Consider the following 12,551-nt stretch of genomic DNA (forward strand, 5'->3'; position numbering starts at 1 on the left):
CGACTATTAATGCTGTCTGTTAGTCTTGCGCACAAAGCCCGGATAAAGTCCCGTGGTATTAGCGATTAATAAGGCGAGGTTTGTGATGTCGCGCACGATCCGTTTTCACAAGTTTGGGCCAGCTGAGGTGCTCAAGTGCGAAGAGCACCCTGTCGCTGTGCCTGCGCATGGCGAAGTGCAGGTGCGTGTCGAGGCGATAGGTATCAGTTGGTATGACGTGCTCTGGCGCCAGAACCTGGCGCCAAGCCCGGCGCGTTTGCCGGCGGGTATCGGCCACGAAATGGCTGGCATTGTTACCGCCGTGGGTGAGGGCGTTGATGACTTGGCGGTGGGCGATAAGGTGGCGAGCTTCCCGGCTCAAAGCGCCAATGAGTTCCCCACTTACGGTGAGCAGATCGTGATGCCGCGTTCCGCGCTCACCCGTTATCCGGATATTTTGACCCCGGTGCAGGCCAGCACCCATTACACCCCGCTGTTGATAGCCTATTTCGCTTATGTCGATCTGGCGCGTATCAAGCCGGGTCAATCGGTATTGATTACCGATGCCAGCCACTGTGCCGGTCCCTCATTTGTGCAGTTGGGCAAAGCGTTGGGAGCGAAGGTCATCGCTGCGACCAAAGAAAGTGAAGAGCGCGAATACCTGCTGGGCCTGGGTGCCGATCACGTCATCGTGACCGAGGAGCAGGACCTGCTGATGCAGGTCAACAAGATTACCGACAGCCGAGGCGTGGACGCCGTATTTGATGGCCTGGGTGGTCCGCAAATGTCAGTGCTGGGTGACGTGCTGGCACCTCGCGGCAGCCTGGTGCTCTACGGTCTGCAAGGTGGCAACCAGACGCGTCTGCCAGCCTGTGCCTGTTTTCAGAAGAATATTCAGTTTTTTGTGCATTGCATTGGTAACTTTACTGGCAAGCCGGAGTTGGGCATTGACCAGGACGTAGAGGCCATCCAGCGCGCCCTGCGTGAAATCAACCAGTTAACCGCCGACAGGGTGTTGCTACCTCTGGACGTAAAAGTGTTCCCCTTCGATAAGTTCGTTGAAGCCCATCGCTACATGGACGATTGCCCATGCCGCGGACGTGTGGCACTGGAGCTGGGGTAATTTTTAAACCCACAGACTGACTGCAGTTGCAAACAGCCTGCCCTTGAACCTTGAGTTCAAGGGCATTTTTGTTGCGCATGAATAAACATGGGCCTGCTTTTGTTTATTGAATAGTGATGCTGGCAGTTTTTAATGATCGGGGATCAATTCGTTTAGATTTTTCCAAACTGGAAAAATATTCTTTTGTGTGTGTTTTATGTGTAGGTGAATTCCTATGCATATGTGGGTCGCATCTGTTATGAGGTGAACCCATTAGGTAACGGTGTGCTTGGCGCTGAGGGCTGTCGATAATACAGCGGTCGAACTGGAGGAATAGCCCATGAGCAACTTTCATGAACAAGCCATGCATTTTGTTTATCAACAAGTTCTACACCGGCTGCTGGGGTTTTTTAGTCGTCCCGAACGCATTGCGTTGCAACTGTTGGTTCAACGCATATTAGTCGCCGCAGGAGGGCTGGAACGGATTGGAAGTTATCGGGTCATGGTGGTCCATGAAGGCGGCAAAGAATGCGCTTACACCTTGGCTTTTTTACGTGCAGCCCAACTGAGTATTGCCGGTCGTACCCCCGAAACATTTACTTTGCGTATTGCCGTATTGCGTCAGCCTCGTGTCACGACCAATGTCATGGCGCGAATACAGACACAATGCAATGAGTTGTTTGTGTATGACGATCCAACAGTGGAACTGCTGCTGGTGGATGAGACGCAAGTCAGGCGGTTGGACAAACACATACCGATAGCCTTTGAGCGCTTGGCGTCGGTCATGGATCGCACACAAATACTGATGGCCGGACATCTCTCGGAAGCTGCGCCCCGAGCGACGTTCTTTTATGCCGATCTGCTGTCACGGGCCAAGCTTTACCGGCGCGCCTGCGAATGGGGTGGGCACGTTGATGCGTTGATTGATCGCCGCCCACCTGAACACCTGGGTGAATACACTCAATGGATACGGCAAGTAGCGCTTAAACAGGGGCATGCGGCTAATGCTCTGTATGCCCAAGGCTTTGAAAGTGCAGTTAAATTATGTTCAAAGCTGGATGATGACTTTAAACACTGGTTGCGCCTTCCTGTACCGTTGAATCTGTTGGGTGCACACAGCGCAGACAGCGAAATTAATATTATCAACGTGTTTGATTGCCTCTCTTATGAAGTCGATATGTTGCATTCGCAAGTGCTGATGTTTGTAGAAGGCTCATGGAATGTAAAGGTTCTGGATATTGAAGAGCCCCAGGCTGCTGTTGTTTTATTGTCGGCGCACATACAGGGCATTCGCGGTGTCTGTCACTGCGGGGATGAGTACCATGTTGGAGTGCAAGATTTTTTGCGCAAGGCCAGCGCTGACAATCAAACTAACGAACGTTATAAAGGTCAGGTGATTAAAAAGTTGGGCGGCAGTTTTAATACGCCAAAGCGCATAGAAAGGCTGCGACAAACCATTACTCACTATCTGGCCGAACTTCATGGCATGACCGATGAACATCTGATCTGCGCTCTGTATTCACCGTTTGTGGATCAGGCAAGCGGCCTCGAAGTGTTTTTACAACAGCGTCATCCCGAAAAACTCCATGTACGCAATGACTTGCGACAGACCCTGATGGAGGAAAATGCCGCGTCTGAGGCTGATGTAAAGTGGCTTGAATCAGTCAGCGGGCTACCTGTGTCATCACTTCGTGTGCTGTTCGGTATGTCAAAAACAGACTTCTCAGCCGGTAAGTCCTTGATTGCCGCACTGTGGATGCATGACCCAGACAAGCAGCTCTGAGGTTCAACCGTAAATCTGAAGCCGCTGCCTGGTCCCGGGTCAGCGGCTACCACACGGGAACTTCCCGGCCGCTCATCCAATAGGGTTTGCCAGGCGGGTAGGCGAACTGCTATCTGTATGCATAACCAGTAACCAAAGCCAGTGGTTTGTTGTGCCTGTGATTTCTGATCCCCTACAAGACCCGTTTTACTACCTCAAAAACTTTCAGCATGTACTCGCCTGGGTTGCAGTCCGGTATGAGGATGTCCTGAGCCCTGAAGAACAGCAATTTATCGCCGGTTTTGGCCAGTTGCCAACGCCCTCACAAGCACTGTGGGTGCGTATGGTGATGCGCAAAGGCGCGCATTTTCGCGCGAGCAAGCTCAGTTATGCAGAAATCGGCGATATTCGCTCGGCTGCGCGGCCTTTGGTGGAGGGCGACTGGGTGAGGGATCAGGCGCCCTTGGTACTGACCGAGGTGTTTGAGGTGCTGACCAAGCCCGAGATCCTCGGTCGTTTCAGTGCGCATATCACTCAGCCCAAAGGTAAAAAGACCGCGTGGCTGGAGGATCTTGCTGCCGATTTTAACCATCAGCAAAGCTTTAACGAATGGCATCCTGCACTGGATGAACAGCTCTACACCCTTAATCACCGGGACTTGAGCGATCGTTTGCGGTTAATGTTCTTTGGCAACCTGAGCCAGGGCTGGCCGGACCTGGTACTGGCTGATCTGGGCCTTTTTAATTACGAAACAGTGGCGTTCAGCCCGGAATCACGTGCCTTGCGCTGCCGGGCTGATATCGACGGCTACCTGCACCTCTACGCTTGTCGTGAGGCGTTTGAAGCGGGCGGCGATGTGCAGGACATACAGGGCAGGGTGCTGGAATACCACAGTGACAACCGCTGGCTGCAACGCCGTCGAGCGCGTTTGTTGTTTCAAATCGGCCAGTTCCACGAGCGGGCAGGGGCGTTGGCCCAGGCTTTACGGGTCTACCGTGATAGCCAGCACCCTGAGGCGCGTTTGCGCATGGTTCGGGTGCTTGAGCTGCTGGGTGAGTTTGAACAGGCCATGGCGTTGACCGAGCCCAGTGCGGATGCGCCTTTTACCGACGCTGAGCAACAGCAATTGCTGCGCATGCTGCCCCGTTTGCGCCGCAAGCTAGGCCTGGCGGCGCTGGAACGACCCAAGGCGCAACCGATCGAGCGCCTGGACCTGAGCCTCGATCGTGATGAACCTCTGTCGGTTGAGTTCAAAGTGGTTAACCACCTGCAAGCGCCTGAAGCTCCGGTTTACTACGTCGAAAATACCTTGATCAACGGTCTGTTTGGCTTGCTGTGCTGGCCGGCGATTTTCGCACCGCTGCCGGGGGCGTTTTTTCATCCTTATCAAAGCGGCCCGGCCGATTTGCTCGATCAAGATTTCTTTTCCCGGCGTGCAGACTTGTTCGACGCCTGCCTGGCGCAGTTGGACAGCCTGCAATACCAACACACCATACGCGCCACCTACGCCGCCAAGTTCGGTGTGCAGTCACCTTTTGTGGCCTGGGACTATGTGAGCCAAAGCCTCTTGGACGATGCTCTGCTGTGCTTGCCGCCTGAGCATTTGAAAGTCTGGTTCAAGCGTTTGTTGCAAGACATCAAAACCAATCGTGCCGGCATGCCTGACCTGATTCAGTTCTGGCCCGCGCAAAAGACCTACCGCATGATCGAAGTTAAAGGTCCCGGTGACCGCCTGCAAGATAACCAACTGCGCTGGCTCGCGCTGTGCGAGCAACATCAGATGCCGGTCACAGTGTGTTACGTGCAATGGCTGGATCTGAGCGCTTGAGTTATCGCGTGGCAGTACGCGCCTTGTGCGAGTTCACGGCCAAGGTCGGCGACCTTGACTTGCGTTTTACCCCGTCGCCCACGGCTCAGCAGGGCATTGCCGGGCATCGCACGGTGGCCTCTCGGCGCAGTGCCGGGTATCAAACCGAAGTGAGCCTTGAAGGCCAGTACCAGAGCTTGACCGTGCGCGGCCGTGCCGACGGTTATGACCCGCTGGGTAATGTACTAGAAGAGGTGAAAACCTTTCGCGGCGACTTTGCTTCGATCCCTGCCAACCATCGGCAACTGCACTGGGCTCAGGCCCGGGTGTATGGCTGGCTGCTGTGTCAAAGCCTGCAACTACCCCAGGTGAATTTGGCGCTGGTGTACTTCGATATCGTTAGCGAAAAAGAAACACGCGTCGAAGAAACCTGGAAGGCTGCCGACCTCGAACAGTTCTTTAATCAGCAATGCTCGCTGTTCCTGAACTGGGCCGAACAAGAAATGCGCCATCGTCAGACACGTGATGAGGCGGCGCAACAGTTGGTCTTCCCCCATGCGCAGTTTCGTACCGGGCAACGCAGCCTGGCCGAGGCCGTGTACAAAACTGCCAGCGGCGGCCGCTGCCTGATGGCCCAGGCCCCCACTGGCATCGGCAAAACCATAGGTACCTTGTTCCCTTTGATCAAGGCCATGCCCAAGCAACAACTCGACACGCTGATGTTCCTGACCGCCAAGACGCCCGGCCGCAAATTGGCGCTGGATGCCGCACAAGTGCTGTACCCGGCAGGCTCGCAGAGCCCGTTTCGCGTGCTGGAACTGGTGGCGCGGGACAAGGCCTGTGAATACCCCGAAAACGCCTGCAATGGTGATGCCTGCCCGTTGGCCAAGGGCTTTTATGATCGCCTGCCCGCTGCGCGTCAGGCGGCTGTTGGCCAGTCACCGCTGGACCAGCAGACACTGCGCAGCGTCGCCTTGGACCATCAGGTGTGTCCGTACTACCTGAGCCAGGAAATGGCCCGCTGGGCTGATCTGGTAATTGCCGATTACAACTACTATTTCGACTTTACGGCCTTGCTATACGGCCTGGCCCAAGCCAATCAATGGCGGGTCGCGACGCTGGTCGACGAAGCCCATAACCTGGTGGAGCGGGCGCGGCAGATGTACAGCGCCAGCCTCGATCAACAGACCCTCAACAGCGTTCGGCAAAACGCCCCGGCGCCGCTGGACAAGCCGTTCAAGCGCCTCAATCGCGAATGGAATGCGCTGCACAAGGAGCAAACCGGGCCTTATCAGGTGCATCCGCAACTGCCGGCTAAATGGCTCAGCGCCTTGTCGGGCTGCATAACGGCAATCGGTGACTACCTCAACGATCACCCGCAAGGGCTGACCGGCAACCTGCAAGCCTTCTATTTCGAAGCCTTGCAGTTCAATCGGGTCGCAGAGCTGTTTGACCAGCACTTTTTGTTCGACGTCAGCGTGCGCGATGTTGGCCGGCGGCGGGTGTCACAGCTCAACCTGCGCAACATTGTCCCGGCGGGATTCATCGGCCCACGGCTGGCCAGCGCGCAAAGTAACGTTTTGTTTTCTGCCACCCTGAGCCCGCGCCCTTACTACGCCAACCTGCTGGGGTTGCCTGCCGATACGGTCTGGATCGACGTCGAATCGCCGTTCAGTGCTCAACAATTGAAGGTGCAGGTGGTCAGCCAGATCTCGACCCGCTATGTGCACCGCGAAGCGTCCTTGGCGCCCATCGTCGAATTGATCGCGGCTCAGTTCGCTCAGCGCCCCGGCAACTATCTGGCGTTTTTCAGCAGTTTTGACTACCTGCAACAGGTTGCAGAGTTGCTCGCCGAACGCCATCCACAGGTGCCGCAGTGGTCGCAATCACGACGCATGGACGAAGCCGCGCGCCAAGGCTTTCTGGATCAGTTCACCCTGGCCAGCCAAGGTGTTGGCTTCGCCGTGCTGGGCGGTGCGTTTGGCGAGGGCATCGACTTGCCTGGGGCGCGGCTGATCGGTGCATTTGTCGCCACCCTTGGGCTGGCGCAATTGAACCCGGTCAATGAGCAAATCAAGCAGCGCATGGCCGGGCTGTTTGGCGCGGGGTATGACTACACATACCTCTATCCAGGCCTGCAAAAAGTCGTCCAGGCCGCCGGGCGCGTGATCCGCACCCAAAGCGACCAAGGCACGCTGTTCTTGATCGATGACCGCTTTGCCGAGCCCAAGGTGCAGCAACTGCTGCCCGGTTGGTGGCAATTGGGCTGATGGCGTGGCGTGTGCCACACTGCCAGCCTGTTCACTAACCGAGCCTGCTTATATGAGCATCAAACGTTACGGTACTGGCGCTGTGGGCGCCGGTGGTCAACCCTTGCCATTCGCCCGCGCCGTCGAGGCCGATGGCTGGCTGCACGTGTCGGGTCAGGTGGCTATGGAAAACGGTGAAATCATCAATGGCGGGATTGTTGAGCAAACCCACAAGACCATGCAAAACCTCATTGCGATTCTCGAAGAAGCCGGTTACGGCCTGGAAGATGTGGTGCGTGCCGGCGTCTGGTTGCAAGATCCGCGTGACTTCTGGAGTTTTAACAAGGTGTTTGCGTCGTACTTCAAAAGCGAACATGCCCCGGCCCGCGCCTGCGTTCAGGCCATGATGATGGTCGATTGCAAGGTCGAGATCGACTGCATCGCCTACAAAGCCAAGGTCTGACACACGAGGTATACCGATGCCACTCAATACTGCGCTGGTGCCCAAGGGCGCCGGCAAACGTGCCGACAATCTGCTGCGTGACGTCAGCTTGCCTGCGCTGGTGATCCACCGTGCGGCGCTGGAACACAACATTCGCTGGATGCAGGACTTCGTAACCCGCAGCGGCGCAGTGCTGGCCCCGCACGGCAAAACCAGCATGGCCCCGGCCTTGTTTCGCCGCCAGCTGGAGCAGGGCGCCTGGGGCATGACCTTGGGCACTGCGGTGCAAACCCGTGCCGCCTATGCCGCCGGCGTGCGCCGCGTGCTGATGGCCAACCAGTTGGTGGGTCAGCCGAACATGGCACTGATAGCCGAGCTGCAAACGGACCCGGCGTTCGAGTTCTACTGCATGGTGGATCACCCGGACAACGTCGCAGCATTGGGCGCGTTCTTTACCGGGCGCGGTCAGCGTCTCAACGTGATGATCGAGTACGGCGTGGTCGGCGGGCGTTGCGGCTGTCGCACAGAGGAGCAAGTGCTGGCTCTGGCGGCGGCGATCAACGCCCAGCCAGCCCTTGCGTTGACGGGCATTGAAGGCTACGAAGGGGTGATTCGTGGTGACACAGCGATCAGCGAGATTCGTGCTTTCGCAGCGTCGCTGGTGCGTTTGGCCCTGCATCTGCAAAAAGACGGCGCCTTTGCCCTCGATAAACCGATCATCACGGCGTCGGGGTCTGCCTGGTATGACTTGATTGCCGAAGCCTTCGCCGCCGAGTCGGCCAGCGGGCGATTCCTCAGCGTGCTGCGCCCCGGCAGCTACGTGGTTCACGATCACGGCATTTACAAAGAGGCGCAATTCTGTGTGCTGGACAGGCGCAGCGACCTGCACGAGGGGCTGCGTCCGGCCCTGGAAGTCTGGGCCCACGTGCAATCGCTGCCCGAGCCGGGCTTTGCCGTTGTTGCCTTGGGCAAACGTGATGTGGCCTACGATGCGGGCTTGCCGATGCCGCTAAAACGTTACCGCGAAGGCGTAGTGCCTGCGTTGGGCGATGACGTCCGCGAATGCCGGGTCACTGCCGTGATGGACCAGCATGCCTTTATGACTGTTGCCCCTGGCATTGAGTTGACCATCGGCGACATCATCAGCTTTGGTACCTCACATCCGTGTCTGACCTTCGACAAATGGCGCGTCGGTTGCCTGGTAGACGAGCAGTTCAACGTGGTTGAACAGCTGGATATCGAGTTCTAACCCGTAGGAGCGAGCTTGCCTCGCGATCTTTTGATCTTAAAAATCCAAAAGATCGCGAAGCAAAAGCGTGAACCATCAGGCGTTGGTCATGCCCCGGGTCATGCGCAAGGCCAGCAGGCTGCCACCGACAATCACGGCAGCCAGCATGTACAAGGCCACGTCCGTAGAGCCGGTCGCATCTTTGACAAACCCGACCAGGTAAGGGCTCAGGAAGCCCGCCATCTGCCCCATCGAGTTAATCAAGGCCAGGCCACCCGCTGCCGCACCCGCGCTGAGCAGGGCGGTCGGCACCGGCCAGAACATCGGCAGGCCGGTCAGGGCGCCCATGGTTGCGATGGTCAGGCCCAAAATCGCAATGGCCGGCTGGGTCGCGAAGTTGACCGCAATGATCAATCCGATTGCGCCCATCAGCATCGGCACCACCAAGTGCCAGCGCCGCTCTTTGCGCAGGTCGGCAGAACGCCCCACCAACAGCATGAACACTGCCGCCAGCAAGTACGGGATCGCGCTGATCCAGCCAATCACCAGAGCGTCATTGAAGCCCAGATTTTTGATGATCGACGGCAGCCAGAAGTTGATCGCGTACACGCCACTCTGAATGCAGAAGTAGATCAAGCCAAATGCCCAGATGGCCGGGTTCTTGAACACCGCCAGGAGCGAATCCGTCGCTGTGGAGGGACGATTGGCGGCGTCCAGCTGATGGTCGGCTTCCAGTACCGCGCGCTCGTGGGCGCTCAGCCATTTGGCATTGGCGAAGCTGTCGCTTAGCAGGAAAATCGCCAGGCCGCCCAGCAGCACGGTCGGAATCCCTTGCAACAGGAACATCCACTGCCAGCCTGCCAGGCCGCCTTGGCCTGCCGCGAAATGGCTAAGAATCCACCCGGAGAAAGGCCCGCCGAGCAAACCTGACACCGGAATGGCCGACATGAACAACGCCATGATGCGGCCACGGCGGAAGGTCGGGAACCACTGCGAGAGGTACAGCACTACGCCGGGGAAGAAGCCCGCTTCGGCGGCGCCGGTGAGCAGGCGCAGGCCGTAGAACTGGGTCGGTGTGGTGACGAACATCAGGCAGGTCGAAAGCACGCCCCAGGTGATCATCATCACCGCAATCCAGCGCCGTGGGCCGAAGCGGGTCAGGGCCAGGTTGCTCGGCACGCCGCACAGCACATAGCCGATAAAGAAAATACCGGCGCCCAGGCCGTATACGGTTTCGCTGAACTTGAGTGCGTCGAGCATCTGCAGCTTGGCAAATCCAACGTTGACCCGGTCGAGGTAGTTGAACAGGTAGCAGATGAAGATAAAGGGGATCAAGCGCAGGGTGATGCGCTTGTAGATGGCGTTTTTGTCGTCATCGCTGATCAGCGTCGTGTTGGCGCTCTGTGACATCTTTTGTCTCTCTTTATTATGTTTTTTCACGATCCGAGGTTAACGTTGATCGCTGCATGAGTCTCGGTCACCTCGGCGTTGCTGTCTTTGTGCCAATGCACAGCCTTTTGGCCAGCCGCCTGTGCCCATGAACAAATGTTTCCAAGGATTGTCACCCCATGTTTGAACTGGATCATGATCTGGCGCAGGACATCGTTGATCGAGCGATGGCCATTTTGCCGTACAACGTAAACGTGATGGACAGCCAGGGCCTGATTCTAGGCAGCGGTGAGCCAGAGCGCATTAATACTCGGCACGAAGGTGCACAACTGGTCCTGGCCAACGGACGGGTGGTCGAGATTGACACGCAAACGGCCAAGCACCTCAAGGGCGTGCAGCCGGGTATCAACCTGCCTTTATTGCTCGACCAGCGCCTGATTGGCGTGCTCGGGCTGACCGGCGAGCCCGAGTTGCTGCGCACTTATGCCGCGCTGGTGCGCATGACCGCTGAAATGCTGGTGGGCCAGCGTCACCAGCAGGCCGAACAACAATGGCGGCGGCAGCGTTGCGATGACCTGGTGGCTTTATTGCTCAGTGATGCAGGCGACTCGCCCCGGCTGATTGATGAAGCCCAACAGCTGGGGCTTAAGCCGCAGTTATCACGCATTCCATTTTTGTTTGAGTTGGGCGCGGGGCAAAGCGCCGAAGCCTTGAGTGCCTGGTTGCAGGCTCGCTATCCGGACAGCTGGTGCGTGACCCCGGCTCCCGGTTCGTTGTTGTGGTGTCGGCCGTCGACCACCGTACTGGATGACCTGCGTTTGCTTGAACGCCTTGATGGTCTGGGCTGGAACGTCTTGCGCGTTGCTGCAGGTGGTCAGGCCGACGGCTTGAAGGGCTTACGTCGCTGCTATCGACGGGTCGGTGACTTGCTGGCTTATGGGCGGGATGTGTTGCCGCAGACGCGTGTCTTGACGCTCAATCGTTATCGCTTGCCAGTGATGTTGTGGCGCCATCGCAACGACGATGCCCTCGAAGAGCTGTTAGGGCCGCTGCACAAAGTGGTGGCCAAAGACAGTAACGGCCAACTGATCTCAACCCTGCGCAGTTGGTGCGAACACGACGGCCAGAGCCAGCCATGTGCCGATGCGCTAGGCATTCACCGCAACAGCCTGCGCTACCGCATGGAGCGTATTGCCGAGTTGAGCGGGGTTGATCCGTTAAGCCTCAACGGCATGCTGGCGCTGTACCTGGGGGTGCAATTGCTGCCACACAGCTAGCCTGCACGGCTGCGGTTGTAAAAATGAACAACAAACCCTGTGATTGCTTGTGCACCAGACCGGCGTGTTTGCAGCTGATTACTGGCAGCATGGAAGGCATAAGAACTGGAGATTCGCCCCATGAAAATCGTGATTGCCCCCGACTCGTTCAAAGACAGCCTGAGCGCTGAAAAAGTCGCCGATGCCATTGCTGCCGGATTCAGCGATGTGCTGCCGGATGCGCAGTTGATCACGTGCCCCATGGCCGATGGTGGCGAAGGGACGGTGGATGCGATTGTCGCCGCCGGTAACGGGCAACTGCGCCGTAATCGCGTGCAAGGGCCTTTGGGTACTGCGGTCGAGGCCAACTGGGGCTGGCTGCCGGACAGCCGCACCGCAATCATTGAAATGGCCGAGGCCAGCGGCTTGCAGTTGGTCGCTCGCAATGAGCGCGACGCCTGCATCAGCAGCACATTCGGCACCGGTGAGTTGATCAAGGCCGCGCTGGATGCCGGGGCTCGGCGCATCATCCTGGCCATCGGCGGCAGCGCCACCAACGACGCCGGTGCCGGTGCCCTGCAAGCGTTGGGTCTGGGTTTGTTCGATGCCCAGGACCAACCTCTGGCCCATGGCGGCCTGGCCTTGGCCAACGTGACGCGCATTGACCTGACCGGTCTGGACCCACGTTTGAATGACGTGCGTTTTGAAATCGCGGCTGACGTCAATAATCCGCTGTGCGGCGAGCATGGCGCGTCCGCCATTTTTGGCCCGCAAAAAGGTGCCTCGCCTGAGCAAGTGCGCCTGCTGGATCAAGCCCTCGGGCACTTTGCCGATCATTGCGCCAAGGTCTTGCCTAAGGATGTACGTGATGAGCCGGGTTCGGGTGCAGCGGGCGGGCTTGGTTTTGCCGCCAAAGCGTTCTTTGGCGCGCAATTTCGTGCCGGGGTCGAGGTGGTTGCTGAGTTGGTTGGTTTGTCCGAAGCGGTCAAGGGCGCAGACCTGGTGATCACCGGGGAGGGGCGTTTTGATGCGCAGACCCTGCGTGGCAAAACCCCGTTTGGTGTTGCCCGTATCGCCCAGGCCCACGGCGTGCCGGTGGTGGTTTTGGCCGGGACATTGGGCGAGGGCTATCAGGCCTTGTACGCCCATGGCATACACGCCGCCTTCGCCTTGACCAGCGGCCCGATGAGCCTCGAAGACGCCTGCGCCCAGGCAGCACAATTGCTCACCGACCGCGCCCGCGACATCGCCCGTTTGTTGACTTTGCGCTCCCTGTAACCGCTACCGGCCCCTCTGTAGGAGCGAGCTTGCCTCGCGATCTTTTTAAAGATCAAAAG

At 58.0% G+C, this 12,551-nt stretch carries 9 protein-coding genes; 8 read left to right on the top strand and 1 reads right to left on the bottom strand.

Annotated elements, in window-relative coordinates; translation table 11 throughout:
- The first annotated feature begins 85 nt into the window (after positions 1-85).
- The 6 genes from QMX84_RS03640 to QMX84_RS03665 all read left to right on the top strand — a co-directional run bounded on the left by QMX84_RS03640 (position 86) and on the right by QMX84_RS03665 (position 8,590).
- Entirely contained in the window at positions 86-1,102 is a 1,017-nt protein-coding gene (locus QMX84_RS03640; RefSeq protein WP_048372037.1) for a zinc-dependent alcohol dehydrogenase family protein, read from the top strand.
- A 319-nt stretch (positions 1,103-1,421) separates the two neighbouring features.
- Positions 1,422-2,864, top strand: a complete 1,443-nt coding sequence (locus tag QMX84_RS03645) for a hypothetical protein (RefSeq protein ID WP_282363179.1) — start codon at positions 1,422-1,424, stop codon at positions 2,862-2,864.
- Positions 2,865-3,021: 157 nt separating this feature from the next.
- Entirely contained in the window at positions 3,022-4,671 is a 1,650-nt protein-coding gene (locus QMX84_RS03650; RefSeq protein WP_282363184.1) for a VRR-NUC domain-containing protein, read from the top strand.
- Positions 4,668-6,920 carry an ATP-dependent DNA helicase gene (locus tag QMX84_RS03655; RefSeq protein ID WP_282363180.1) on the top strand — a complete coding sequence of 751 codons (2,253 nt, stop codon included), beginning with the start codon at positions 4,668-4,670 and terminating at the stop codon, positions 6,918-6,920. Before QMX84_RS03650 ends, QMX84_RS03655 begins: the two co-directional genes overlap by 4 nt.
- Positions 6,921-6,972: 52 nt before the next feature.
- Positions 6,973-7,362, top strand: coding sequence for a RidA family protein (locus QMX84_RS03660; protein WP_048372043.1), 390 nt, complete (start codon positions 6,973-6,975; stop codon positions 7,360-7,362).
- 16 nt (positions 7,363-7,378) lie between these two features.
- A complete protein-coding gene (locus tag QMX84_RS03665; protein WP_282363181.1) occupies positions 7,379-8,590 on the top strand; it encodes an amino acid deaminase in 1,212 nt (403 codons plus the stop codon).
- Positions 8,591-8,665: 75 nt separating this feature from the next.
- Here QMX84_RS03665 and QMX84_RS03670 read toward each other — a convergent pair whose 3' ends face one another.
- Positions 8,666-9,979 (bottom strand): MFS transporter, encoded by a 1,314-nt coding sequence (locus QMX84_RS03670; RefSeq protein WP_123749253.1) that lies wholly within the window; start codon positions 9,977-9,979, stop codon positions 8,666-8,668.
- Positions 9,980-10,137: 158 nt separating this feature from the next.
- On the opposite strand from QMX84_RS03670, the gene QMX84_RS03675 reads away from it, so the two are divergent.
- Together QMX84_RS03675 and QMX84_RS03680 are read left to right on the top strand one after the other, a co-directional pair.
- Positions 10,138-11,235, top strand: a complete 1,098-nt coding sequence (locus QMX84_RS03675) for a sugar diacid recognition domain-containing protein (protein WP_282363182.1) — start codon at positions 10,138-10,140, stop codon at positions 11,233-11,235.
- 120 nt (positions 11,236-11,355) lie between these two features.
- Complete coding sequence (locus QMX84_RS03680; RefSeq protein ID WP_282363183.1) at positions 11,356-12,492, top strand: glycerate kinase; 1,137 nt, start codon at positions 11,356-11,358, stop codon at positions 12,490-12,492.
- Positions 12,493-12,551 lie beyond the last annotated feature (59 nt).

The organism is Pseudomonas sp. PS01297 (assembly GCF_029959305.1).
Lineage (GTDB): Bacteria > Pseudomonadota > Gammaproteobacteria > Pseudomonadales > Pseudomonadaceae > Aquipseudomonas > Aquipseudomonas helleri.